Annotated in this window: 20 protein-coding genes; 4 read left to right on the top strand and 16 right to left on the bottom strand. The window is 64.8% G+C overall.

The genetic code is table 11. The features are described 5' to 3' along the window. Window positions 1-120: 120 nt before the first annotated feature. Window positions 121-2610 carry a TonB-dependent receptor gene (locus D618_RS17545; RefSeq protein WP_017670108.1) on the bottom strand — a complete coding sequence of 830 codons (2490 nt, stop codon included), beginning with the start codon at window positions 2608-2610 and terminating at the stop codon, window positions 121-123. Between the two features lie 390 nt (window positions 2611-3000). Here D618_RS17545 and D618_RS0103515 point away from each other — a divergent pair, with 390 nt between their 5' ends. Beyond that, window positions 3001-4050 (top strand): CaiB/BaiF CoA-transferase family protein, encoded by a 1050-nt coding sequence (locus D618_RS0103515; RefSeq protein WP_017670107.1) that lies wholly within the window; start codon window positions 3001-3003, stop codon window positions 4048-4050. Here the strand turns inward: D618_RS0103515 and D618_RS0103510 are convergent. After that, window positions 4013-4579: a hypothetical protein gene (locus D618_RS0103510; protein ID WP_017670106.1), complete on the bottom strand. Its 567-nt coding sequence runs from the start codon at window positions 4577-4579 to the stop codon at window positions 4013-4015. The genes D618_RS0103515 and D618_RS0103510 overlap by 38 nt on opposite strands. Window positions 4580-4678: 99 nt before the next feature. Next, on the bottom strand, window positions 4679-5641 hold the full coding sequence (locus D618_RS0103505; RefSeq protein WP_238550580.1) for a glutaminase: 963 nt from the start codon (window positions 5639-5641) through the stop codon (window positions 4679-4681). Between the two features lie 55 nt (window positions 5642-5696). Here D618_RS0103505 and D618_RS0103500 point away from each other — a divergent pair, with 55 nt between their 5' ends. From D618_RS0103500 to D618_RS17540, 3 genes are all read left to right on the top strand, one after another. Then, window positions 5697-6668, top strand: coding sequence for a bile acid:sodium symporter family protein (locus tag D618_RS0103500; protein ID WP_017670104.1), 972 nt, complete (start codon window positions 5697-5699; stop codon window positions 6666-6668). A 49-nt stretch (window positions 6669-6717) separates the two neighbouring features. Beyond that, a complete protein-coding gene (locus D618_RS0103495) occupies window positions 6718-7686 on the top strand; it encodes a radical SAM protein (RefSeq protein WP_017670103.1) in 969 nt (322 codons plus the stop codon). Window positions 7687-7760: 74 nt separating this feature from the next. Beyond that, entirely contained in the window at window positions 7761-9095 is a 1335-nt protein-coding gene (locus D618_RS17540; protein ID WP_040370201.1) for an AarF/ABC1/UbiB kinase family protein, read from the top strand. 15 nt (window positions 9096-9110) lie between these two features. On the opposite strand, the gene D618_RS18905 is transcribed toward D618_RS17540, so the two are convergent. The 13 genes from D618_RS18905 to D618_RS0103425 form a co-directional block, all read right to left on the bottom strand. Then, on the bottom strand, window positions 9111-11450 hold the full coding sequence (locus D618_RS18905) for an SPOR domain-containing protein (protein WP_017670101.1): 2340 nt from the start codon (window positions 11448-11450) through the stop codon (window positions 9111-9113). Between the two features lie 137 nt (window positions 11451-11587). Continuing rightward, on the bottom strand, window positions 11588-12997 hold the full coding sequence (gene ftsZ / locus D618_RS0103480) for a cell division protein FtsZ (RefSeq protein ID WP_017670100.1): 1410 nt from the start codon (window positions 12995-12997) through the stop codon (window positions 11588-11590). A gap of 138 nt (window positions 12998-13135) precedes the next feature. Further along, window positions 13136-14449 (bottom strand): cell division protein FtsA, encoded by a 1314-nt coding sequence (gene ftsA, locus D618_RS0103475; RefSeq protein ID WP_017670099.1) that lies wholly within the window; start codon window positions 14447-14449, stop codon window positions 13136-13138. Further along, window positions 14446-15339: a cell division protein FtsQ/DivIB gene (locus D618_RS0103470; protein ID WP_017670098.1), complete on the bottom strand. Its 894-nt coding sequence runs from the start codon at window positions 15337-15339 to the stop codon at window positions 14446-14448. The genes ftsA and D618_RS0103470 overlap by 4 nt, the downstream gene beginning before the upstream one ends. After that, complete coding sequence (locus D618_RS0103465) at window positions 15323-16273, bottom strand: D-alanine--D-alanine ligase (RefSeq protein ID WP_017670097.1); 951 nt, start codon at window positions 16271-16273, stop codon at window positions 15323-15325. The genes D618_RS0103470 and D618_RS0103465 overlap by 17 nt, the downstream gene beginning before the upstream one ends. Beyond that, the gene (gene murB, locus D618_RS0103460) at window positions 16270-17145 is read right to left on the bottom strand and encodes a UDP-N-acetylmuramate dehydrogenase (RefSeq protein WP_238550579.1); all 876 of its coding nucleotides are present in this window, start codon (window positions 17143-17145) and stop codon (window positions 16270-16272) included. Before murB ends, D618_RS0103465 begins: the two co-directional genes overlap by 4 nt. Window positions 17146-17255: 110 nt before the next feature. Next, complete coding sequence (gene murC, locus D618_RS0103455) at window positions 17256-18668, bottom strand: UDP-N-acetylmuramate--L-alanine ligase (protein WP_017670095.1); 1413 nt, start codon at window positions 18666-18668, stop codon at window positions 17256-17258. After that, complete coding sequence (murG, locus tag D618_RS0103450; RefSeq protein WP_017670094.1) at window positions 18665-19855, bottom strand: undecaprenyldiphospho-muramoylpentapeptide beta-N-acetylglucosaminyltransferase; 1191 nt, start codon at window positions 19853-19855, stop codon at window positions 18665-18667. Before murG ends, murC begins: the two co-directional genes overlap by 4 nt. Further along, window positions 19852-21090, bottom strand: a complete 1239-nt coding sequence (locus tag D618_RS0103445; RefSeq protein ID WP_017670093.1) for a putative peptidoglycan glycosyltransferase FtsW — start codon at window positions 21088-21090, stop codon at window positions 19852-19854. Before D618_RS0103445 ends, murG begins: the two co-directional genes overlap by 4 nt. After that, window positions 21087-22412: a UDP-N-acetylmuramoyl-L-alanine--D-glutamate ligase gene (gene murD / locus D618_RS0103440; protein ID WP_017670092.1), complete on the bottom strand. Its 1326-nt coding sequence runs from the start codon at window positions 22410-22412 to the stop codon at window positions 21087-21089. Before murD ends, D618_RS0103445 begins: the two co-directional genes overlap by 4 nt. Continuing rightward, window positions 22409-23479: a phospho-N-acetylmuramoyl-pentapeptide-transferase gene (gene mraY / locus D618_RS0103435; protein ID WP_017670091.1), complete on the bottom strand. Its 1071-nt coding sequence runs from the start codon at window positions 23477-23479 to the stop codon at window positions 22409-22411. Before mraY ends, murD begins: the two co-directional genes overlap by 4 nt. Beyond that, complete coding sequence (murF, locus tag D618_RS0103430) at window positions 23479-24897, bottom strand: UDP-N-acetylmuramoyl-tripeptide--D-alanyl-D-alanine ligase (protein ID WP_040370244.1); 1419 nt, start codon at window positions 24895-24897, stop codon at window positions 23479-23481. Before murF ends, mraY begins: the two co-directional genes overlap by 1 nt. Beyond that, on the bottom strand, window positions 24894-26333 hold the full coding sequence (locus D618_RS0103425; protein ID WP_017670089.1) for a UDP-N-acetylmuramoyl-L-alanyl-D-glutamate--2,6-diaminopimelate ligase: 1440 nt from the start codon (window positions 26331-26333) through the stop codon (window positions 24894-24896). The genes murF and D618_RS0103425 overlap by 4 nt, the downstream gene beginning before the upstream one ends. Between the last annotated feature and the right edge of the window lie 24 nt (window positions 26334-26357).

Genomic DNA, 26357 nt, shown 5'->3' with positions numbered 1-26357 from the left:
CCAGACGAAAAAAGGGGCGGCTGCCGTTGCCGGAGCCGCCCCAGGTCACTGATGTTCACCACCTGATCGTGTCCGGCATCGCCGGGGTTCAGGCAGTGTCCCCCATCAATCTTGCAAACCTCAATATTTTGCGCGCACCGTGATGCCGTACATCCGCGGCTCTTCGACAAAGCCGATCCGCGACCGGGTGCCTGCCCCACCGCGCAGCGGCGTGTTGGCCGTGATGCCGCGCGTGATCTCGTTGTTCAGGTTGGTGCCCCACAACTCGAAAGAATAGCGGTCGTCAGGCGTGGTGAAACCAAGCCGGGCATTCATCTTGAAATAGCTGTCCTGAATGTCGAGCGGGATCGGCAGGCCATTGCTGTCCAGCGGCGAGGTGCTGGTGCGGCGGTCGTCCGAATAGTTGACGTTGAAGTTGGCCAGCATCTTCCAGCCCGAATCGGTGATCTCCTTGTCATAGGTGATACCGAAGACGCCGGTGAACTTGGGCGCGTTGGTCAGGTCTGCACCGCACAGGCTGTTGATGGTGGCCAAGGTCTGTGCCGTGCCGACGACGCCTGCGGCGCAATTGCGCGGATAGCGGGCGTCGGCGTAGGTGACGGCCAGGTTGACCGAGATGCCCGAGCTGAACTGTCCGAACATTTCGAGTTCCACACCCGTCGATTTGGCTGCCGCGACGTTGAACGTCTGGAACTGCACACCGGTGAACTCCAGCACCTGGAAGTCGGTCATGTCCATGTGGAACAGCGCCAGGTTCGCCCGGATGCGGCCGTCGGCAAACTCGGTCTTGATCCCCGCCTCATAGGCATCGACCTTTTCCGAGTTGAACCGCGGATCCGCCCCCAAAGCTGCAGCGGCGGGATCGAGGTTGAAACCGCCCGACTTGAAGCCGTGGCTGAAGCCCGCATAAGCGAGGAAGCCGTTGTTGCTGTTATAGGCGACCTGCGCGGTATAGGTCAGCTCGTCATCCTTGAAGACCAGATCATATTCGCGCGGCAATGGCAGGCCGGGGATCGAACTGGCGAGCACCGTGCCCCCGGTTCCCGGCACGGTAATGCCCACCGAGGTCGCAAACGGGAAGCAGGTGAGGCCGAGCGCCCCGGCGCGAAGGGCTGCGGGGATGGTCCCTGCAATCACGCCATTGGTGATCGCCTGACAGGCCGGCGAATTCGCCGCGAGCTGATCGAAGCTGCCTTCCTTCCTTTCATCGACATAACGAGCACCCAGCGTGAGGCTGAGATTGTCGGTGAAGTTGATCACGTTGTGCGTGAAGATCGAGAAGCTCTGCGCATCCTGGCGGAACTGGTTGATCGCGAAGTTGCCCGCCGCACTGACCGGTACGCCGCCATTGCCAAGCGCGGTCAATGCAAACAGAGGATTGACGCCCGCGGCATTGGCGAAATTGCCCGCGCTCACGGCTCGCTGGTAATCCGGACCAAGCGTCAGCGACTGGATCTCATCGATCTGCTCGTCCGAATAATAGGCGCCGACGAGGAAATCGAGCGCATCGTTGAAGGCGCTTCCCTGGAAGCGCAGCTCATGCGTCATCGTTTTGATGGGGCCGCCGTTGCTCGGCGTGGTCGGCGCGGCAGCCTGGCCCGCGCCCGAACTGAACACATTGAGACCGATGAAATCGGATTCCTGGTCGGACGATGCCTCGAAGCGGCGGTAGGAGCCGATATAGGTCATCTGGACCGGACCGATGTCCCATTTCAACTCGCCCGAAAAGCCGTACTGCTCGGTATCGTTGTTGAACTGCTGGCTATTGGTCTGCAGCCGGTTGAGCGCCTGCTGCCCGGAAGCGACGACGCCGTTGTTGGGCAGGCCATGGAAGGCAAAGAACGGCACCAGTTCAGTTTCACGGACGATCACTGCATCGCAGCAATTCTCGTTCGCCTTGGCATAATCGCCGATCAGCCGGATGCTGACATCGGGCGAGGGTTCCCAGAGCATCTGGGCGCGAACGATATAGCGGTCGCGATTGCCGCTTTCGGCGCCCGGCACGGTGGCGCTGCGCAGATAGCCATCGCGCTTGCGATAGGCACCCGAAATGCGCAGACCGAGCTGGTCGGTCACCAACGGAACGCTGACGCCTGCCTGCACGTTGAAGAAGTCGTAATTGCCATAGGTGAAATTGCCGAATGCCTTGACTTCGTTCAAGTCGGGCCGCTGCGTGGTGATGTTGAGCGCACCGGCAGAGGTGTTGCGCCCGAACAATGTGCCCTGCGGCCCGCGCAGGATTTCAAGCCGCTCCAGATCAAGCAGATCGCCCAGCGCAATGCCGGGGCGCGACTGGTAGATGCCGTCGATGAACACGCCGACCGAGCTTTCAAGCCCGGTATTGTTGCCGGTGGTGCCCACGCCACGAATGCGGATCGAGGTGCCCTGGCTTTCGGTCTGCGACGACTGGACGTTGAAGCTGGGCGAGATCGATGTCAGCGACTTGATGTCCTGAACGTTCTGTCGATCGAGCTGATCCGGGCTGACCGCGGTGACGGCGATCGGGATGTCCTGCACATCGGCCGCGCGCAATGTCGCGGTGACGATGATGACTTCGCGCTCAGGCGCCTCGCGATCTTGCGCGTCCTGCGCCTGAGCAACCGATGTCATCGAGACAGTACAAAGCAAGCCCAGAACGGGCTTCCACAAAGTGCGCATCCTCTTCTCCCACTAGCACATTATAAGTCATGCCGTTGCCCTCCCACCGCTCTTCAGGCGATGTCTGGCGCAGGAAGAAAATTGTCACATCGCATGCATGAATGCAATTTTTTAATGTCGCGATGAGGTTTTTGCATCTTTGTGCAATGCGCAGAAATCTGCGGATTACCGCCGTGTTGCGGTGCAGCATCAGCCTTACGTTACGGTAAGCCCGCAGATGCGGGAAATGCTGCTGTGCGTCTGCGGCAGTGCAGCAAGGGTTTGGCAAATGGTCCTTGCAATGGACGGCGTCGGCGCTAGCGTGCCGCGCTTAACCGATCAGTTAAAAAGAGGCGAGACAAGATGGCTGGAGCACTGGCAGGCGTGACCATAATCGAACTGGCGGGGATCGGTCCCGGCCCGTTTGCGGCGATGATGCTGGCCGATCATGGCGCCCGAGTCGTGCGCGTGGAACGGGCCAGCGGGAAGCCCGCGGTGGGCAATGCCGGCAACCGCGATATCCTCAACCGCAACCGCGAGGTCATCGCGGTCGATCTCAAATCGGCAGACGGTATCGCACAGGTCCGCGAGCTGGTGCGCACCGCCGATGGCCTGATCGAGGGCTTTCGACCCGGCGTGATGGAGCGGCTGGGCCTGGGCCCCGATGTGCTGCTCGCCGACAACCCGGCGCTCGTCTATGGCCGCATGACCGGCTGGGGCCAGACCGGCCCTTATGCTCCGCTCGCCGGACATGATATCAACTATATCGCGCTGTCTGGCGCGCTGCACAGCTATGGCCGCGCCGGCGAGAAGCCGACCCCGCCGGTCAATGCGGTGGGCGATTTCGGCGGCGGCGGCATGATGATGGCCTTCGGCATGGTTGCAGGCATCCTGTCGGCGCGCAGCACCGGCAAGGGCCAGGTGATCGATTGCGCGATGACCGATGGTGCAGCGGTGCTCTCGGCGATGACCTACACCTTCCTTGCCAACGGCCAGTGGCGTGACGAGCGCGGCGTCAACCTGCTCGATACCGGCGCGCATTTCTATGACACCTATGCATGCGCGGACGGCAAATACGTGTCGATCGGCTCGATTGAACCGCAATTCTATGCGCTGTTGCGCGAGAAGGCGGGATTGAGCGACCCGGCGTTCGACCTGCAGATGGACCCGCGCCAGTGGGGCCCGCTCAAGGACAGGCTCACCGCTTTGTTCCTCACCAAGACCCGCGACGAATGGTGCGCGATCATGGAGCACACCGACATCTGCTTTGCCCCTGTGCTGAGCCTGACCGAAGCGCCCGAACACCCGCATAACAAGCAGCGCGGAACATTCGTCGAAGTGGACGGCATCCTGCAGCCCGCGCCTGCGCCACGGTTCAGCGAGACGCCTGCTCCGGTACCGAGGATGGGGTAGCTTTTCGGGGAGTCGTCAGATTTTTGCGCAGCTGGGCCAGACGGCTTGCGGTAATCGATGCTTGGGCATTCAGTGACTTGAGTGTCAGTTTGACCGCGTCTTGGGTGATCAAAGCCTCTCGCGGCACTGCGCACCCCTTGACTACCGTCAGCATTTCCAGCTGGACGATCCATCGCCCATTTTCATCGAAGTACAATGTGCTGCGGCCATGGCAGATCATATTGCGCAGGTCGATCAAGCGCGAAATTGCGTCCAACGGCACCCAAATCGATTTGCCTTCGGACGCAAATGCCCCAGCAGGAGCGAAAAGCTTAAGCAGCTGTGCAAATCGCCCCTGCAGATTTGGGCTGATTTTGATCCCAGCGCCCTGTCCTTCGATAGACGCCAGAACCTGAAGCGTTTGCGTGACTTCAAACTCTGTTTTTGTGAACGCATCAATCAGCTTTCCCCGTTGCTGGCTCCACAACAGGGCAGCCGCAGCCTTTCGCTGACCATCATGAGCAGCAGTTATCGGAGTGATCGCGTTCATTTAACTCATGTGTCACGGAAATCTTTCAAACTGGTAGATATAGGCTTGGTTGCAGACCGACATAATTTGGTGATGACTCAAACATGCCATTCGGTCCCCTCACCCAAACACACTCCACCCCGTCGCCTCCACCAGTTCCTCCAGCGCGATGGCGCCGACCATCGATGTGCCGGCGGCGTTGAGGCCGGGGGACCAGACGGCGATTGCGCCATGGCCGGGCGCGATGCACAATATGCCGCCGCCGACGCCGCTCTTGCCGGGAAGCCCGATGCGATAGGCGAAATCGCCGCTGTTGTCGTAATGACCGCAGCTCATCATCACCGCGTTGATCCGGCGACAATTCTCGCGGGAAATGAGCCGTTCGCCGGCGATCGGGTCGCAGCCATCGAATGCCAGGAACAGTGCCGAGCGGGCGAGCTGACGGCAGCTCATCCGCACCGCGCACTGGCGAAAATAGGCATGGAGTGCGTCTTCGACCGGATTGGCCATGTTGCCGAACGCTGCCATGAAATGCGCCAGCGCGCGGTTGCGCGATCCGGTGGCCGATTCAGATTGCGCCACCTCGTCGTCGATCGCGATGCTGTCATCGCCAGACAGCCGGTGAAAGCGCGTCAGCAGCTCTGCAACCATGCCATCGCGGCCACTGGCGGCGACCAGCATGTCGGTGACCACAATCGCTCCGGCGTTGATCAGCGGGTTGCGCGGGATGCCTTTCTCGCTTTCCAGCTGGATGATCGAGTTGAACGCGCTGCCTGATGGCTCGCGCCCCACCCTGTCCCACACCGCCTCGTCGTTCTGGCGCAGAGCCATCGACAAGGTGAACACCTTGGAGATCGACTGGATCGAGAACGGCTCGTGGCTGTCTCCCAGCGTGATCATCTCGCCACTGCCCAGCACGATCGCCATGCCGAACTTGGCAGGATCGACCCGCGCCAGCGCCGGAATATAGTCGGCCACCTTGCCGCTGCCGATATGCGGGGCTACCGCCCTCTCGATCGCTTGCGTGATCGATTGCCAATCCATCGCCTGCCCCCTGCCCTCTGCAATGCTGGTGTCGCGCACGATTGCCCGTCCAGGTCATTGCGCCATTGGCCGAAACATAGCAGGGGGAACCGCCATGTCGATTCTCACGCGCCTGATCCCCGACCGCTTCGTGCTGATGCTGCTGCTGACCGTCCTGGTCGCGGCGTTGCTGCCGGTCACCGGCACGGCCGCCGTCTATGCGGGGCATGCGGTCTCGGTCGCGATCTTCCTGCTGTTCTTCCTGCATGGCCTGCGCCTGCCCCGCGCAGAAGTCATCGTCGCGATGCGCAACTGGCGGCTGCAGGGGATGATCTTTGCCTTCACCTTCGCCTTCATGCCGCTGCTCGGTCTGGCGGCAGCCAATGCGCCGGCGGGCATGCTGCCGCAGGGTCTGGTGATCGGGCTGATGTTCCTGGGCATCCTGCCTTCGACCGTCCAGTCGGCGATCAGCTATTCCTCGCTGGCCGGTGGCAACATCGCCGCATCGGTGATGGCATCGGCGCTGCTCAATCTGGCGGGCATTTTCATGACGCCGCTGCTGGTCGCGCTGTTGATCGGATCGGACGGCGGCGCTGCGATCAGCAGCGATACGGTGCTGCGCATCGTCGCCATCCTGCTGCTGCCCTTCGCGCTGGGCCAGATCGCGCAAGGCTGGCTCAACGCCTGGGCGATGCGCAACAAGCCCTTGCTGACGCTGCTCGATCGTACCGCGATCGCTCTGGCAGTGTATGTCGCGTTCAGCTCTGCCGTCGCGGGCGGGCAGATGCAGACCCTGGGCTGGGGCGCCTTGGGCCTGTTATGTGCGATCATTCTGGTGATGCTGGTGCTGGCGATGCTGGCCGCCTGGGGTCTGGGCGGGTTGATGGGCCTGCCCCGCGCCGACCGGATCAGCCTGTTGTTCGCAGGATCGCACAAGAGCATCGCCACCGGGGCGCCGCTTGCCGCGATCCTGTTCGCGGGCCCCCAGGCGGGCATCGTGATCCTGCCAGCGCTGATCTATCACCAGTTCCAGCTGGTCCTGTCGGCGCCGCTCGCGTCGCGCCTGGCCAGACATCGCAGCGACTGACGCATTTGGCCTTGCTCAAACCCGCGGGCACGGTGATACATCAGCCCCGATGGATACCGATACCGCCAGCCCCTTCGCCATGCAGGGCGTCCCCCGGCTAGACCCGGCCAAGTTCCGCGATCCGCAGATCACCGCCAAGGGCGAAGCGCGCGCCAGCGTGGCGATGACGCGGCTGGAAACGCTGTGGTTCAACACCGGCACCCTGTGCAACCTCGCCTGCAAGAGCTGCTATATCGAAAGCTCGCCGCGCAACGATGCCCTGGTCTATATCAGCCTGGCCGAGGTCACCGCCTATCTCGAGGAGATCGCGCTGTCCGGCCTGCCAACCCGCGAGATCGGGCTGACCGGCGGCGAACCGTTCATGAACCCGGACATCATCGCAATCCTCGACCTGTGCCTGTCGCGCGGGTTCGATGTGCTGGTGCTGTCGAACGCGATGCGCCCGATGCGGCGGCACGAGGCGGCGCTGCTCGACCTCAACGCCCGTTTCGGCAGCAAGCTCACCATCCGCGTCAGCCTGGACCATTATACGCACGCGGTGCACGAGGCAGAACGCGGCGCGGACAGCTGGGACAAGGCGATCAGCGGGCTGCAATGGCTGGCTGGCCACGGCTTTGCCATCGCGGTCGCCGGGCGGCATCTGGCGCACGAGAGTGATGCTCAGGCACGCGCAGGCTTTGCAGCGCTGTTCGCGCGGCATGACCTTGTCATCGATGTGACCAACCCTGCCCGCTTCGTGATGTTTCCCGAGATGGATGCGAACGTCGATATCGCCGAGATCAGCACCGGCTGCTGGGACATCCTAGGCAAGAGCCCCGATGCCATGATGTGCGCGACCAGCCGGATGGTGGTGAAGCACAAGGGGGCAGAGCACCCCACCGTCGCGGCGTGCACGCTGCTGCCCTATGATCCCGGCTTCGACATGGGGGCAACGCTGGCGCAGGCGTCGCGCGCCGTCTCGCTCAACCATCCGCATTGCGCCCGCTTCTGCGTATTGGGCGGGGCAAGTTGCAGCTGAACCGCAGCGCACCTACATAACGACCAGGCGCCCATCTATCCCGATGCTGCCGCGCGCACAGGTCAACACCCCGCATGCTTCCCCCCAAAACCCGTCGTTCCGAACCTTCCTCCGGACAGGCTGTCCCCAGCGGACGCCTGGCCCGGTTTGCCGGGTTCGGCAGCATGGCCGGTGGCATTGCCGGCACGATGCTGGTCGATGGCGCCAAGCAATGGGCGCAGGGCAAGCGACCCAGCGTCGGCGAACTGCTGCTGACACCCGCCAATGCCCGCAAGATCGCCGACAAGCTGGCGACCATGCGCGGCGCGGCGATGAAGCTGGGCCAGTTGATGTCGATGGACACCGGCGACTTCCTGCCGCCCGAGCTCGCCGACATTCTGGCCCGATTGCGTTCCGATGCGCAGCACATGCCGCAGGGCCAGCTGCGCAACGTGCTCAACCAGAACTGGGGCCGCGGCTGGGAAAAGCGCTTTGCCAGCTTCGACTTCAAGCCGATCGCCGCCGCCTCGATCGGCCAGGTCCACCGCGCACGCACGCTCGATGGCCGTGACCTTGCGATCAAGGTGCAATATCCCGGCGTGCGCCAGAGCATCGACAGCGATGTCGACAATGTCGCCTCGCTGATCAAGCTCACCGGCCTGCTGCCGCCGGAACTCGATATCGATCCGATGCTGGCCGATGCGAAGGCGCAGCTGCACGAAGAGGCCAATTACACGCATGAAGCGGCCCACCTCGCCCGCTTTGGCGAGTTGCTCGCAGACAGCCCGCACTTCCGGGTCCCTGCCCTGCACGCCGACCTCACCACATCCGACATTCTGGCGATGGACTATATCGAGAGCATCGCGGTGGAAGAAACCGTGCAGCTGGACCAGCCGCAACGCGACCGCATCGTCGAACTGCTGGTCGAACTGCTGCTGCGCGAACTGTTCGACTTCCAGCTGATGCAGACCGACCCCAATTTCGCCAACTACCGCTTCGATCCGGCCAGCGGCAAGCTGGTGCTGCTCGATTTCGGCGCCACGCGCGTCGTGGCAGACCGGGTGTCTGATGCCTATCGCACGCTTTTGCGCGGCGGGATGGAGCGGGATGTTGCCCTGATGCGCGAAGGCGGGCTGGCGCTGGGGATGCTGCATCCTGATGCGCCGGAAAGCCACAAGGTGGCAGTGCTGGGCATGTTCGACACGGCGTTCGAACCGCTGCGGCTCGACGGACCCTTCGACTTCACCTCGAACGAGATGACGATGGAATTGCGCGACGAGGGCATGGCCTTCGCCAAGGAACGGACGTTCTGGCAGATACCACCAGTCGATACGCTGTTCATTCAACGCAAGATCGGGGGCGTGTTCCTGATCGGCAGCCGCCTGAAGGCCAACACCAATGTCAGCCGGCTGATCCGCGCCGCGCTCTGACGCGGCGCCCTGAGATCAGCCGCCCAGCTTGGTGACTTCCTGCCCGTCGGAACTGGTGAACGAAAAGCCCGACAGCTTGTTCTTGGCCAGCGTGTTCACAAAGGACTGAGCCTCTGCGGCGCTTCCGAACGGCCCGGTCAGCAGGCGATTGGTGGCGTTGAGCGGTGTCCACCAGCCCTGCTTGCCCTTGAACACGGCAGGCGAGGTGCTGGTCAGCCGCTTCCACTCTTTCGACAGATCCGCGCGGTTGGCACCCCCTGCCACCTGCACCCAGTATCTCTTGGGGTTCTTGGGCTCTGCCTTCTTGGCGGCGGCCTTTTTCTCGGCTGCCTTCTTGTCCGCCAGCTTCTTGTCGGCGGCTTTCTTCTCCGCGAGCTTCTTTTCGGCGAGTGCCTTGTCAGCCAGCAGCTTGTCCGCCGCCTTTTTTTCCTCGGCCTTCTTCGCAGCATCAGTCTCGTCAGGCTTCTTGACCGCAGGCATCAGCTTGGTGATGTCGACCGCATCGGGCGCCGGGGCCAGCTCATCAGGTGGCACCTGGATGCTGGCGATCACCGCGGCCAGACTGACGCGCGCGGGTTCCGATGCGGTGGGGATCGGCTGAACGGTTGCCGGGGTGGATGGCGCGGATGCGCCAACCCGAGCAAGGTCGAACGCCTGCGAGGCTGCCGTGCTGGCCAGCGGTTGCGAGGACTGGCCGGTTGGCGCTGGCACGGGCGGTTTGGCCGCTGGCGGAAGCGAGGAAAAACCCGGCTTGGGCAATTCCGTCATTCCGGCGAGCAACACCGGTTTGTCCGTGGCGATGCTGGCAACCTGGGCGTCCGGCGATGCAGCGCTGGCGCCCTGTGCCGCCTGCTGCCCTGCCCGAGTGGCATCAGCCTGAACGGTCGGCAGCGTGTCGGAACCCGCTGCCGAAGGTGCTGAAGGCGATGATACAACAGGCGCAGCGGCGGTCGTGACCCGGCCACCGCTCGTCCTGCGGGCCTGCACCGGAGCGTTTGCGACGCGAACCGGCGCGGAAGCGGCGGGCAACGCCGCTGCAGGCTGTGATGCCGTCCCCGTCGTCGCAGATGCTCCAGGCAAGGGCTGCACGGTTGCGCGCACCGTTTGGTTCTGATCGGTCACAGCCGGCAAAGGCTGCACGGTTGCGCGCGAACTGCTTGCAGCGGCATAGGAGCCCGACAGCGGCTGCACGACGGCGCGGCCAGCCTGCGCTGACGCGGACGATGCAGTCTGCACGGTCCCGCGCCCGGGGATCAGCAGATCGGACGGCGGCACAGGACCGGGTGGCCGGGTCTGCACCGGAACCGGCTTGGCGGCTGCCTCCGCCTGCGCCAGCGCAATGGCCTCGCGCTCCTTCCTGGAGAGCCTGCCGGGCCTGCGCCGCTGGGATTTGTCGACCTTGGCGACCTTGCGTGCCTTGCTGTCAGTCGTCGGGCCCAGGGGTTCGCCCGCGGGGATCAGGCCCGCATCTGCGCGGTTAGGCCGGACACGCGGTGTCCCCGCCGATGCGTATTGCCGGTTGCGCGGGTCATCCTTGCCCATCGCCGCCGATTGGGGAAACTGGCCGAAATGCGCGGCTGCAGCCTGCTGCGCCGGGGTCAGCTTGCCCATGTAGCGGAAGAACGGCTGGATCGATGCCGCCATCCGCCGGGGCATCGTCGCATCGGCAATCGCGATCGCGCCTTCCGGATCACCGCTTACCGCCAGGACGAAGGCCCGGGTGCGCCAGGCAGCAGCATCCCGCTTGCGCAGCAGAGGATCGAGCTGTGCCTCGGCGGCGGCCCGGTCGCCGGAAATGCCGAGCGACAGCGCATAACGCCGGATCGTCTCGTCGTCGCCGCCGCGCCGCAACGCCAGCTCGTAATCGGCCTGCGCAGCGTCGGAATTGCCGACCAGATCATAGGCGAGACCACGATCGGATGCGAACACCGATTCCGGCACGCCCAGCCGCTTTGCCTCTTCAAACAGGCGCAATGCCTCATAGGGATTTTCGTTGAGCAGCAGGCCAGAGCCGAGCCCCGCCTTCACCCGGCCATTGCCCGGTGCCATTTCGTCGGCCCGCGCGAAGAAGCCGATCGCCGCCTGCGGATCGCCCAGCAGCAGCGCCGCATTGCCACCGTCGATCAGCGCGTCGATATCCGCCGGGTTCAGCGCCAGCCGTTGCAGCGCGTTCTGCAATTCTCGGGTGCCTTTGGGGGCTGATACATCGAGCGAGGAATAGCCGGTCTCGCCCGGATCAGGCGCATTCGGCCCTTCCTCCTGCGCCTGAACAGGGAACAGCGAGAGGCTTGCAGCTGCGCACAGCCAGGTGGCCATGCGCAGGCGCAGCGGACGCGAAAACGGTTTCAATGCCATATCGTCCCGTCAGTCGTCCTTTGTCGGGGCGAATGCAAGCTTGGGCAGCATCGCGGCACGGCAGGGCGTGGCGCGTATTCGACAGCTTGCGGGAACGCTTTGCCCGCCACCGCAATCAACGGCGGCGGGCCGTTTTGTCACTGGTTGTTCTGACGACCCAGGAAGCGGGGAATGTTGAGCGGCGGCGCATCGGTGCTGTCGTCGCCGTCCTCTTCCTCGCTGCGAGCACCGCCCCGCGACAGGCTGGACATCCGTTCGAACAGCGTCCCACCGCCGGTGGCGACGCGCGGTGCCTTGCTTGCAGGGTCCGCAGCAGCAGGCGCTGCCGATTCTGGAAGCTGTGCGCTCGCGCTATCCAGCAGCAGCTCGTCTGCACCCGCATCGGCATCATCGAGCGACTGGGCCGCAACGCCCAGATCCAGCGCCTCGGGCTCTGCCGCCATCGCCGGTGCGGGCGCAGGCGCGGGTGCCGGACGCGCAGCGGCAAAGCTGGGAGCCGGTGCAGGTGCAGGCGCGCTGAAGCTGCGCGGTGCATTCTGGCTCAGCGAGAAGGGACGCGAATCTTCGGTCTGCTGCAACGCATCGCCATCAATACCGGTGGCAACCACCGACACGCGGATCTTGCCTTCCAGATCGGGGTTGAACGCGCTGCCCCAGATGATGTTGGCATCGGGATCGACCAGTTCCTTGATGTGGTTGGCCGCTTCGTCGACTTCCATCAGGCGCATATCGTCGCCGCCGGTGATCGAGACGATGACGCCCTTGGCGCCCTTCATCGACACGCCATCGAGCAGCGGGTTGGCGATTGCGCGCTCAGCTGCTTCGAGTGCACGGCCATCGCCCTCAGCCTCGCCGGTGCCCATCATCGCCTTGCCCATCTCGCGCATCACCGAGCGGATATCGGCAAAGTCGAGGTTGATGAGGCCAGGATTGACGATCAGATCGGTGATCGAGCGAACGCCCTGCTGCAGCACTTCGTCGGCCAGCTGGAACGCTTCCTTGAAGGTGGTGTTGGGATTGGCGACCAGGAACAGGTTCTGGTTGGGGATGACGATCAGCGTGTCGACATTCTTCTGCAGCTCGGCGATGCCGGCTTCGGCTGCGCGCATGCGGCGCGTGCCTTCGAAGGTGAACGGCTTGGTGACGACGCCGACGGTCAGGATGCCGCGATCGCGCGCAGCCTTGGCGACGACGGGAGCAGCACCGGTGCCGGTGCCGCCGCCCATGCCGGCCGCGATGAAGCACATATGCGTGCCTTCCAGGATCGCCTCGATATCGCCGACGGTTTCTTCAGCCGCCGCACGACCGACTTCGGGCCGCGAGCCTGCGCCCAGACCCTGGGTCACTTCAGGGCCCAGCTGGATACGCTGTTCGGCGGTCGATGAATTGAGCGCCTGCGCGTCGGTATTGGCGACGATGAAATCGACGCCCTCGACATTGGCCGCAATCATGTTGGCGATGGCGTTGCCGCCAGCGCCACCGATGCCGATTACAGCAATGCGCGGGCGCAGTTCGTCGACGGTCGGCGGTCCGATGGTGATGCTCATGCCTTAATTCTCCTGCGCTTCATAATTTTGAAGCAAATTCCAAGGTGTACATTGCACAGATTGATTCGCTAATTCACGCAAAAAATCGGGTTTTTCCACCGCTTCGTGCGTAATGGTCGGCAAATAGCTGCTGCATTGTCAGAAATTCCCCGCCAGCGCCCGCCACAGCCGCTGCAGAACGGCCGCGCCCGAATGGCGATGCACCTGCTGGTAGCTCGATGCAATGCTGCGAATGTCGACCGGTTCGTCCGCTGCAAACAACGCCAGCCCTGCGAGCGTGGCAAAGGCAGGACCTGCATGCGCCTCCGGGAGCCCGGCAAGACCGGTTGGCCGCCCGATCCGCACGGTGCGGCCCAAGGCCACCTGCATGTGATCGGCAAGGCCCCGCAATTCGGCGCAACCGCCTGTCAGCACGATCCGCTGGCCCTGCGCGCCGGTGAAGCCCAGTTCCTTCAGCCCCTTGGTGATCTCACCGATCAGATAATCGAGCGGCTGACGGATCACCGAGACGAGCTGCGCCCGGCTGATCGAATGCCGGTCGTCGGGCCGCGCCCCTGCCCCGACCAGCTTGCTGTCCTCTTCGGGCAGGCGCAGGTCGATCATGTCGTGATTGTCGCGCGGCGAGGATGTGGCAGCGCCGTGGAAGCACTTGATCCGCTCGGCTTCGGCCCGTCGTAGGCCGAAGGCGGACGCGATCGCATCGGTAATGTCCGCGCCGCCAAAGGGTATGGTGAACAGACCCACGAGCATTCCGCCTGCGTATAGCGAGATGTTGGTCACCGCCGCGCCCATTTCAACGAGCGCCACGCCCAGTTCGCGCTCTTCCTCGCCCAGACATGCCGTGCCCGCTGCGATCGGCGCGGCGACGATGCCGCTGACGCCCAGATAGGCAGCGGCTACGGTCTGGTCGATGTTGCGCACCGGCGCACCGTCGGCGAACACCACGTGGATGTCGACGCCCAGCCGCTCGGCATGCAGCCCGATAGGCTTCTTCACCCCGGTCGCGCCATCGAGCGTATAGAGCGCGGGCTGCGCGTGCAGCACCATGCGCCCGCCCGGCTGGATCGTCTCGCGCCCGGCGGCGAGGAGATGATCGACATCGTCCTCGTCGATGCGCCCGCCGCCCAGGTCTATTTCGACGCGGGCGATCGTGCTGGTGAGGCCTCCGGAGGTGCAGCCGACATGGACGTGATCGATGTTGAGGCCTGCGATCCGCTCAGCCTGCTCCACCGCCTCGCGCACCGCCAGTTCGGTCGCCGCCATGTCGACGATATAGCCGCGCTTGACGCCCTCGCTGGCGCGCTGGCCGGTGCCCAGCACAAGCAATTCGCCCGCATCGGTGCGTCCGATGATCATCGCGCTGACCTTGGACGAGCCGATGTCGAGCGCGCCGAAGGTCTTCTCGATCCGGGGGACGGCTGCGCCGCCCTTGCGTCCCTTGCCGCCGCTCATTGCGCTGCCGATGCCATCGCATCGCCCTCCGGTTTGCCCGGGCTTCGTGGTCGGCGCAAATACGCGCGTTCAGGATCGCGCAGATCGAAATAGGTCACGCCCTTGCCGAGCAGCCGGTTGACCCCGTCCATCCGCGCAAAGTTGATCAAAGCGGCCTGCGACAGCTCGTCGCCCTCGGGCAGTGCCAGCACTTCGCCGGTGTGGAAGGTGAGGTTCCAGCGGCGGTTGCCGACCCATTCGGCTTCCTTGACCTGCGGGGTGAGCGCGGGCGCGGCGTCGAGCAGTTCGGTGAGGTCGCCGATCCGCACATTGGCGCGCTTGCCGACGATGCGCAGCATCTTGGGGTCGATCTGGCCGGGGCTGGGCTCCAGTGCGACGCCCTCGGCATCGACCAGCATCACACGCCCACGATCTTCCCACACCGCCAGCGGTTCGCGCTCGACGATATCGACGATCAGCGTATCGGGCAGCTGGCGCGAGATGCGGGCATCGGCGATCCAGCTGAACCGGGTGAGTTCGCGGCGCAGCTCTTCCAGATCGACCTGCGGCATCGACCGGTCCTTCTGTGCGAGCACGATCTCGTAGACCTTGAGTTCGTTCATCTTGTCGACGTTGCGCACCTCGACCTTCTTGACCTCGAAGCCCGCGCGCCCGGCGGCCAGCGCCATCTCTTCCTGCACCATGCCGGGCAGGCCCATGAACTGCGCGGTGATGACGCCCGCAAGCGCGAGCAGGCCGAGCACGCCGATGGTCGCCGCCTTCTGCAGCTGGTCTTCGCTGAACGGCAGCCGCGCCAGCGCGGCGTTGGTGCGCGATCTTTGCGCGGTGCGCGGCTTGGCGCGGGTCGCGCCCCGTTTGGCCGATGTGCCGCGTTTAATCCGTGTCGTCATGCCGGGTGCCCCCCAATGCGCTTTCCACGATAATCTCAACCAGATCGGCATAGCTGATGCCGATATGTGCCGCCTGTTCGGGAACCAGGCTGAGCGGTGTCATCCCCGGCTGGGTGTTGACCTCCAGCAGATACAGCCCGTCCGCACCCTTCTCGTCATCCCAGCGGAAGTCCGAGCGCGATGCGCCTTTGCATCCCAGGATGTTGTGCGCGCGCAGGGCCAGGTCCATGCACAGCGCCGCGATATCCTCGGGGATATCCGCCGGGCAGATGTGCAGCGTCAGGCCATCGGTATACTTGGCGTCGTAATCGTAGAAGCCAGACTTGGTCTGCAGTTCAGTGACGCCCAATGCGCGGTCGCCCAGCACGGCGGTGGTCAGCTCGCGCCCCTTGATGAAGGGCTCGGCGAGCAGCTCGTCGAACACCTGCCAGGGACCGGTCGCATCCGGGTTGATCGGGTCGCCATAATTGCTGTCCGTCTTGACGATGGCAACGCCGACCGACGAGCCTTCGTTGACGGGCTTGAGCACATAGGGGCGCGGCAGCGGGTCGCTCGCATACAGGCTTTCCGAGCGCACGATATGCCCGCCGGGCATCGGGATGCCATGCGGCACCAAAGCCTGCTTGGTCAGCACCTTGTCGATCGCGATCACCGAGGTCGCCATGCCCGAATGGGTGTACGGGATCTGCATCAGATCGAGCATGCCCTGCACGCTGCCATCCTCGCCCGGCGTGCCGTGCAACGCGTTGAACACCACATCGGGGCGGATCCCTGCCAGCACGGCGGCGACATTGCGGTCCATGTCGACGCGCGTCACCGTATGCCCACGCGATTCCAGCGCCTTGGCGACGCCCTCGCCGCTCATCAGCGACACTTCGCGTTCGGCGGACCAGCCGCCCATCAGCACGGCGATGTGGAGCTTGGGCAACGTCATGACCTTACATTTCCAATCCGCTGGATTTCCCATTCCAGCTCGACGCCCGATTGCGCCTTCACCCGCGCACGGACTTCCTCGCCCAGTGCTTCGATGTCGGCGCTGGTGGCGGTGCCGGTGTTGATCAGGAAGTTGGTGTGCTTCTCGCTGACCTGCGCGCCGCCGATCATCAGGCCGCGGCATCCGGCCTGATCGACGAGGGCCCAAGCCTTGTGACCATCGGGGTTCTTGAAGGTCGACCCGCCGGTCTTGCTGCGCAGCGGCTGGCTCGCCTCGCGCGAGGCGGCGATGCGGTCCATCTCGGCCTGGATCGCGGCAGGCTCGGCGGGCGATCCGGTAAAGGTCGCGCCGATGACGATCGCGCCTTCGGGCAGCTGCGAATGGCGATAGGTGTAATGCAGGTCGGCCAGCGCCAGCGTGCGCCGCGAACCATCGCGCAGCACCACATCGCAGTCGATCAGCACATCCTTGACCTCGCGGCCATAGGCGCCGCCGTTCATGCGGACAAAACCACCGACCGTGCCGGGGATCGAGCGGAGGAATTCGAGCCCGCCAATGCCTGCGTCGCGTGCGGTCGATGAAACAAGGATGCCCGAGGCCCCTGCCCCGCAGCGCAGCGTCATGTCGCCGGTGCGCTCAACCTGAGCAAACGCCTTGCCCAGCCGCACCACGACACCGGGAACGCCACCATCGCGCACGATCAGGTTCGAACCCAGCCCCAGCGCCATCACCGGAACGGACGGATGAAGCTGGCTCAGGAACTGCACCAGATCGTCGGCGTCCTTGGGCTCGAACAGCCAGTCGGCAGCACCGCCGGTCTTGAACCACAGCAACGGGGCCAGCGGGGCGTTGGGGGTCAGCCTCCCACGCACGTCCACCCCCGTCTGTCCCGAGCGAATTCGAGGGACGTCGCGCATACGTCCCTCGACTTCGCTCGGGACAGACGGAACGGGGTTATCTGGGGCAAGAGGCACCGACTGGCTCACGCAGGCACTCTCCGCGCGCCGATGGCTTCTGCCAGGCCCGCTGCCCATTTGGTGATGTCGCCTGCGCCCAGGCAAATGACCATGTCACCGTCCTGTGCTTCGGACGCCAGCAGATCAGCGAGCTCGTCCGCACCGGTGATCGTGCGCGCCTGGCGGTGACCGCGCGCCTTGAGGCCGCTGGCGAGCGCTTCGGCGCTGACGCCCTCGATCGGGTCTTCGCCCGCCGCATAGACCGGCGCGACATAGACGATATCGGCATCGTTGAATGCCTGCTGGAACTCGTCCATCAGATCGCCGAGCCGCGAATAGCGGTGCGGCTGCACGACGGCGACGATGCGGTTCTGCACGCCCTCGCGGGCTGCGGCCAGCACCGCGCGGATCTCGACCGGGTGATGGCCGTAATCGTCGATGATCGTCACGCCATCCACCGTGCCGACATTGGTGAAGCGCCGCTTCACCCCGCCAAACTTGGCAAAGCCGGTGATGATGTCGCTGTCTTCCATGCCCATCTGCAGGCCCACCGCGATCGCGGCGATGGCGTTCTGCACATTGTGGCGGCCCGGCATCGGCAGTTCGATCCCGGTGATCTGGCGGACCGAACCATCGCGCTCGCGCACGGTGACGTCGAAGCGGTTGCCGCCAGGGATCGAGACGACATTGTCGCCGCGAATATCGGCCTGCGCGCTGAAACCATAAGTGACGATCCGCCGGTCCTTGACCCGCGGAAGGATCGCCTGGACCTCGGGATGGTCGAGGCACAGGATCGCCGCGCCATAAAAGGGCACGTTCTGGACGAACTCGACGAACGCATCCTTGACCGCATCGAAGCTGCCATAATGGTCGAGATGTTCGGGATCGATGTTGGTGACGACCGCGATCGTGCCGTCGAGCCGCAGGAAGCTGCCGTCGCTTTCGTCGGCCTCGACCACCATCCATTCGCTTGCGCCCAGACGCGCGTTCGAGCCATAGCTGTTGATGATACCGCCGTTGATCACCGTGGGGTCAATGCCGCCTGCATCGAGCATTGCTGCGATCATCGATGTCGTCGTGGTCTTGCCATGCGTGCCGGCGACCGCGACCGTGGACTTCAGCCGCATCAGTTCGGCCAGCATCTCGGCGCGACGGACCACGGGGACGCGAGTTTCGAGTGCCAGATCGACCTCCGGGTTGCCGCGCTTGATCGCGGTCGAGGTCACCACCACCGCTGCATCGCCCAGATTGGCCGCGTCATGGCCGATCATCACCTTGATGCCGCGCTTGCGCAGGCCATCGATGACATAGCTCTCGGCAATGTCGGAGCCCTGCACCTTGTAACCCAGATTGGCCATCACCTCGGCAATGCCGGACATGCCGATGCCGCCGATGCCGATGAAATGGATGGTCCCGATGTCGATTCCGACGCCCTTCATGCTTCTGCTCTTTCCGTATCGCGCGCGAGCGCCTCGCCGCCGATGGCATGCCCCTTGGCGGAAGGCGCCACGCGGATGACATCGACCAGCGGCGCACCGCCAAAACTTTCCACCAGGTCCGCCAGATCACGCACCGCATTGGGGTACCCGCATTTATGCGCGGCAAGCGCTGCATTCTCCAGCGCATGCGGATCGAGCGCCATCTTCTGGATCTGCTTGGCCAGCTCCTTGGGCGTGAACGCCTCTTGCCGGATCGACCGCGCCCCGCCGGCCTTCACCATCTCGCGCGCATTGGCGGTCTGGTGATCGTCAGTGGCAATCGGCAGCGGTACCAGGATTGCAGGGCGTCCGGCAGCAGTCAGCTCGGCGATCGTCGATGCGCCCGCGCGGCCGATGAACAGGTGCGACCAGCCCAGTTTCTCGGGCAGGTCGTTCATGTACGTGGCCAGCTCCGCCGGAATGCCGTGCTCGGCATATTTGGCGCGCACGGCTTCGATGTCTTCCTCGCGGCACTGCTGCACCACCTGCAGGCGGCGGCGAAGGTTGACCGGCAGCATCGCCAGCCCATCGGGCACCACTTCGGACAGCACCCGCGCGCCCTGGCTGCCGCCGGTGACGAGCACGCGGAACACGCCGTCTTCCAGCAGCGGCGGATAGTTCTCGCCGCGCAGTGCCAGCACGGAATCGCGCACCGGGTTGCCTACGACATGCACCCGATCGGCATATTTGGCGTTGAGCCGATCGACCTGCTTGTAGGCCGTGGCGATCGCATTGACGCGGCCCGCCATGAAGCGGTTGACCCGGCCCAGCACCGCGTTCTGCTCATGAATGATCGTCGGGATGCGCGCCTTTTGCGCCGCGAGCAGCGTCGGCAGCGCGGGGTATCCGCCAAAGCCGACGACCGCAGTTGGCTGGAAATTCTCGAACAGGTTGAGCGCCATATTCCGGCCCGCCCAGATGCCCTTCATGCCCTTCAGCCAGCCCAGAGGCCCGCCTGCGATCCGGCCCGGCGGCAGGATATGCACCTGATCGCCTTCGAAGATGCCGGGGATCTTCGCCCCGCGCTCGTCGGTGACGAGGGCGATATGATGTCCGCGCTGCTGCAGCTCGCGCGCCAGCGCATAGGCCGGGATCAGGTGCCCGCCGGTGCCGCCTGCGGCGAGCACATAATGGCGTGAAACGGTCATTTGCGGCTCCAGTCCGATCCGAGCATGCTGCGCTCTTCGAACGGGTTACGCCGGGTCAGCGACAACAGCAATCCCGCGCCGATACCCAGCGCGATCATCGACGACCCGCCATAGCTGATAAACGGCAGCGTCATGCCCTTGGAGGGGAACAGCTGCAGGTTCACCGCGATGTTGATGAACGCCTGCCCACCCAGCTGCGCGGTCAGCCCTGCCACCGCCATGATGGTGAACAGGTCGCGCTCATCGAGCAACCGCATGCAGATGCGCGCGATCAGGGCGAAATAGACCAGGGCGATCGCCGCACAGGCGAGCAGGCCGAACTCTTCGCCGATGACCGAGAAGATATAATCGGTGTGCGCCTCGGGCAGATTGAACTTGGCGGTGCCCAGCCCCGGCCCCGTGCCGATCAGGCCGCCGCCGGTGAGCGTCTTGTGCGCAAACATCACATGGTCATATTCGCCCGCACCGAACAGCCAGCCGTTGATGCGCTGCGTGGCGACGGGGTAGAAGAAATAGGCCGCCGTCATGCCGACCGCGCCCAGCCCGACGCCGCCTGCCACCACCTGCATCGGCAGGCCTGCGAGCAGCATCAGGATGAACCAGATGCCGATGAACATGATCGTCTGGCCCAGATCCGGCTGGCGCATCAGCAGCACTGCGATGCACGCCGTGATCGCTGCTGACAGCTTGAGCACTGGCAGGCTGGGATCCTTGATCCGCAGCGAGATGATCCAGCCCATCGTCACCGCATAGGCGGGCTTGAGGAATTCGGATGGCTGGATACCGATGCCATAGCCGATCCACCGCTTGGCGCCGTTCACCGTGTTGCCGAAGATCGGCACCAGCATCAGCAGCACGAAGCACGCGCACGCCATGATGATCGCAAACCGCCGCGCCTCGCGCTTGGGCAGCATCGATACGATGAACATGAAGCCCAGGCTCACGATCACCCAGCCCAGCTGACGGTAGAAGAAATAGAGCGGGCTTAGTGTTTCGGTCGCGGTCGAAAGCCGACGCGCGCTGGCAGGCGATGCCGCCTGCACCGCGATCAGACCGATGGCGATCAGCATCAGGATCATCGACAGCAGCACGCGGTCGAGTTCCCAGAACCAGATCGCCAGCTGCGAGCGGTCACTGCGGCCCAGCCTGCGGCTGAGGTTGCGCGGCAGCTTGTACGCGCGCTGACCGGCAAGTCCGGAAGCAGTGGCGGGGGCGGTGGCAGCCAGATCACTCATTGCGCGGCATCCTCCTGCTGGCTCAAATCCTGGGCAATCAGCGCATCGACGACCTGGCGGAAGCAATCGCCACGTGCCTCGAAATCGCGGAACTGGTCGAACGAGGCGCAAGCGGGCGACAGCAGCACCACCTCGCCGGGCTTGGCATGCTCCATCGCGCTGCGCACCGCGCTCGCCAGCATTTCGGATCGCGTGACCGGCATCACCTGTTCGAGCTGATCGGCAAAGGCGGGGCCCGCCTCGCCGATGGTGTAGGCGTGCACGACATGATCGAAATGGCCAGCGCACTCATCCAGATTGTCGCCCTTGGGCAGTCCGCCGACGATCCAGTGGATGCGCGGGAATGCGCCCAGCGCAGGCGCGGTAGAGGCCGGGTTGGTCGCCTTGGAGTCGTTGACGTACAGCACGCCGCGATGTTCGGCGGTCCGCTCCATGCGGTGCGGCAGGCTGGCATAGGTGGCGAGCGAGGCGCGAGTGCGCTGCGCATCGAGCCCCAGCGCATCGGATGCGGCGAGCGCTATCGCGATGTTCTGCGCGTTGTGCGGCCCCTGCAGCGCGGGCCATGCCAGCTGCTCGGTGGCCGAGATATCGGCAGCGTGCACCTCGACGGGCGATGTCAGCGTGGCAGCAATCGCGCGGGTCGGTTCGTCATCGGTGGCGATGACCGCGACATGATCTTCGGACTGCATCGCAAACAGCCGTGCCTTGGCCGCGCAATAGCCTTCAAACCCGTTGTAGCGATCAAGATGGTCGGGCGTGATGTTGAGCAGCACCGCCACATCGCAATCGAGGCTGAAGGTCAGGTCGATTTGGTAGCTGGACAGCTCGAGCACATATACCCCACCTTGAGGCAGCGGCGGCTGCGACAGGATCGGCAGGCCGATATTGCCGCCCATGATGGTCGGCACGCCCGCCTCGCGCAGGATATGGTGGATCAGCGCGGTGGTGGTCGACTTGCCGTTGGTCCCGGTGATGCCGATGACGCGGTGCGGCGGCAGGGCGGGCCGGGCCAGCGCGAACAGCTCGATATCGCCGATGATCGGCACGTTGGCCGCGCGTGCGCGATCTGCGACCGGATGGCGGTTGAGCGGCACGCCGGGCGAGACGATCAGGCCGTCGAAACCGGCAAGGTCGATCTCCATCGGATCGCCGATCACGACGTCGGGGTGATGCGACACCGCCGTCTCGCGCGCCTCCTCGCGATTGTCCCACACGGTGCACTGCGCGCCCGATGCCATCAGCGCATCGAGCGTTGCCAGCCCCGAGCGCGCCAGCCCGAGGATGCAATAGCGTTTCGCGGCAAAGGCGGGCGAAGTAATCAACGGATCTTCAACGTGGCAAGACCGGCCAGTGCCAGCACCAGCGAGATGATCCAGAAGCGCACGACCACGGTCGATTCCGCCCAGCCCAGCTGCTCGAAATGGTGGTGGATCGGCGCCATGCGAAACACCCGCTTGCCGGTGCGCTTGAAGAAGAACACCTGGATGATCACCGACATCGCCTCGACAACAAACAGGCCGCCGACGATGCCGAGCACGATTTCATGGTGCGAGGCGACCGCGATGGCACCCAATGCGCCACCCAGCGCGAGCGATCCGGTATCGCCCATGAACACTGCAGCAGGCGGCGCGTTGAACCACAGGAACGCAAGGCATGCACCGATGATGCAGCCGCAATAGATCGCAAGGTCGCCAGCGCCCGGCACGTGCGGGATGCCCAGATACGCCGCAAACTTGGCGTTGCCGACCATGTAGACGATCAGCAGGAAGGTGAGGCTGGCGATGATCACCGGGAAGGTCGCGAGGCCATCGAGCCCGTCGGTGAGGTTCACGGCATTGCCGAACGCCACGATGGTGAACGCGGCGAACGGGATGTAGAACAGCCCCAGGTCGAACGGCGGGTAGTTGATGAGCGGCACATAGAGCAACGTGCCGGTCTCGTTCAGGATCACCCAGCTGGCGACGCCCGCGATGATGAACTCGCCCAGCAGCCGCACCTTGCCCGAAACGCCCTTGTGGCTGGCCTTGCGGACCTTGTCGAAATCATCGAGGAACCCGATCAGGCCAAAGCCCAGCGTGACCGCAAGGCAGGCCCAGACGAACGCGCTCGACAGGTCCATCCACAGCAGCACCGATATGGTGAGCGAAATGAGGATCATCAGCCCGCCCATCGTCGGCGTGCCGCGCTTGGCGAGGTGCGTTTGCGGGCCATCGGTGCGGATCGGCTGGCCCTTGCCCTGGCGCATGCGCAGCATCATGATGAAACGCGGACCGATGATGAGGCCGATGACCAGGGCTGTCACGATCGCCGCGCCCGAGCGGAAACTCAGATAGCGGATCAGGTTGAGCGGGCCTTCAAAGTCTAGATATTGCGCCAGAAGATACAGCATCAAACCCCCTCCCGCGCCACGGCGGATGTGGCTGGCGTTTCGGCCAGCGCGCGCACGAGTGCGGATAATCCCACGGAATTGGACCCCTTGACGAGCAAGGCATCGCCATTGGCCAAAAGTCCCTGCAGCGCTCCAAGCGCGGCATCGGCGGCGGGCACATGCGCGATTGTGCCCTGCCACTCAAGCGAATTGGCGAGCGCATCGGCCAAGGGTGCCATTTCATCGCCGACCAGAATGACATGCGCAACGCCTGCTGCGATGACCGGTGCGACCAGCGCTGCGTGATAATGATCGGACGTCTCGCCCATTTCCTTCATCGCGCCCAGCACCGCGATGCGGCGCGTCGCCTGCTCCTGCCCCAGCAGCGCCAGGGTGGCGGCCATCGAGGCGGGGTTGGCGTTATACGCCTCGTCGATCAGCAGCGCGCTGCCGCCATCGGGCGTCGCCACCGCGCGACGCTCGCCGCGACCCGAGAGGCCCGGCAGATCGGCGAGCGCCAGCCCTGCCACCGCCAGATCGCCGCCTGCCGCTTCCACCGCACTCATCACCGCCAGCGCATTCATCACCCAATGGTCGCCGGGTGCCGAAACACGGAAGCACAGGCGCGCCTCACCAATCTCTGCAGTGACCAGCGACCCGCCCTCGGGCGCGCGGATGGCATCGATGAGCCGCGCTTCGCTGTCCGCCTGGCTGCCGAACCGCACGACCTTGTCGGTGCTGCGACGCGCGGCATCATAAAGCCGCTGATAATGACGATTGTCATGCGGAACGATGGCCGTGCCGCCGGGCTCCAGCCCCTCGAATATCTCGGCCTTCGCATCGGCAATGCCCTGCTCGCCGTTGACGAAGTTGCCGATGTGCGCGGGCGCGATGGTGGTGATGATGGCGATGTGCGGGCGCACGATGCGGGTCAACTCGGCCAGCTCGCCCGTATGGTTCATACCCATTTCGAACACACCGAAGCGGGCATCGCGCGGCATCCGCGCAAGGCTGAGCGGCACGCCCACGTGATTGTTGTAGCTCTTCACCGACCGGTGCACCGCGCCCGGTGCCATGCGGTCAAGCGCCTGGAACAGCGCTTCCTTGGTACCGGTTTTGCCAGCCGAACCGGTCACACCGAAAATCGTCGCCTGCGTGCGCGCTCTGGCGGCTCGGCCCAGCGCGGTGAGCGCGGCGGCGCTATCGGCGACAAGAACGTGCGGATGGTCGACCGGCTGCTCGGTGATGACGCCTGCAGCGCCCGATGCCATCGCCCGATCGATGTACAGGTGCCCGTCGCTCGCTTCGCCACGCATCGCGACAAACAGGTCGCCCGGCATGATCTCGCGAGAGTCGAACGCAACGCCGGTCACGGCAAACTCCGCCGATGCCGTTCCGCCGGTCGCTTCAGCGATCTCGGAAGAGGTCCAGAGGGTCACGCCGCACACTCCCGCGCGACTTGAACATCGTCGAAGGGCAGCACGCGCATGGTGTCGCCGGCACCGATGATCTGGCCCTGTTCGTGACCCTTGCCCGCCAGCAGCACGATATCATTTGCGCCTGCAGTTTCGATGGCGTGGGCAATCGCCTCACGCCGCCCGCCGATTTCGGTCGCGCCAGCCGCTGCCGCCATGATCGCGGCGCGGATGGCTGCGGGGTCCTCGGACCGGGGATTGTCGTCGGTGACGATCACGACGTCCGACAGGTCGCTGGCCACCTTGCCCATTTCAGGGCGCTTGCCGGTGTCGCGGTCGCCGCCTGCGCCGAACAGGGTGATCAGCCTGCCGCTGACATGCGGGCGCAGGGCCTCGATCGCGGCCTGAAGGCCGTCTGGCGTATGGGCGTAGTCGACATAGACCGGCGCGCCCGCGCGGGTGATGACCGCGCGCTCCAGCCGTCCGCGCACCGGCTGCAACCGGCCCATGTGATCGAACACCTGCCTGGGGTCGCCGCCGGCTGCGATGACGATCCCGGCGGACACCAGCGCGTTGGCCGCCTGATACGCGCCAATCAGCGGCAGATTGACCTTTACCTCGCTGCCATCATGCGCCAGCACGAGCAGCTGACCGAGCTGGGTCGGGGTGCGGCTGACCAGGCGAATGGCATCGCCCGCGCTGCCCACGGTGAACAGGTCGAGCCCGCGCGCCTTTGCCCGGTCGATGACCTTGGCCGACCATTCGTCATCGGCCCAGGCCACGAAATGCCCGCCGTCGACGACAACCTCATCAATCAGCCTCATCTTGGCCTCGAAATAGGCCTCCATCGTGCCGTGGTAATCCAGATGATCGCGGCTGAGGTTGGTGAACGCGCCGACCTGCACCGGCAGGCCTTCGGTGCGGAACTGCGAGAGGCCGTGGCTCGATGCCTCGAAGATCGCGTGGGTCACGCCCTCGCGCGCAAGGCCCGACATGTTGCCGAGGAAGGTCACGATATCGGGTGTGGTGAGCCCGGTGGAGGCCTGGTCAACCGAGGTGGTGACGCCCAAGGTGCCGATCGATGCGGCATTGTGCCCGGCCATGCGCCAGAGCTGACGGGTCATTTCCGCCGTCGACGTCTTGCCATTGGTGCCGGTGACGGCAGCGACATGAGCAGGAACGGGAGTGAAAAAGCGCGCGGCGATCTGCGCGAAGGCGCGGCGGGGCTCTGCATCGGCGATGTGGACGGCGCCCTCGACACGAGCGGTGGGCGCGGCAACGACCGCAACCGCGCCCGAGGCGACGGCATCGGCAATGAAATCCTCGCCATTGAAGCGCGCGCCGGCAAAGGCCCCGAAAACGGTGCCCGGCGCAACCTTGCGGTGATCGATGGCAAATCCGGTGACCGTCCGCGCAGCGTCATCGCCGGACAGGCCCGAGGCCAGTTCACCCAATTTCATCTGCGTACCCTTTACCGACCCTGA

Origin of the sequence: Blastomonas sp. AAP53, assembly GCF_000331245.1 — a bacterium.
Lineage (GTDB): Bacteria > Pseudomonadota > Alphaproteobacteria > Sphingomonadales > Sphingomonadaceae > Blastomonas.
Note: the sequence above shows the minus strand (reverse complement) of the source record. Positions and strands in the feature narration are given on the sequence as shown.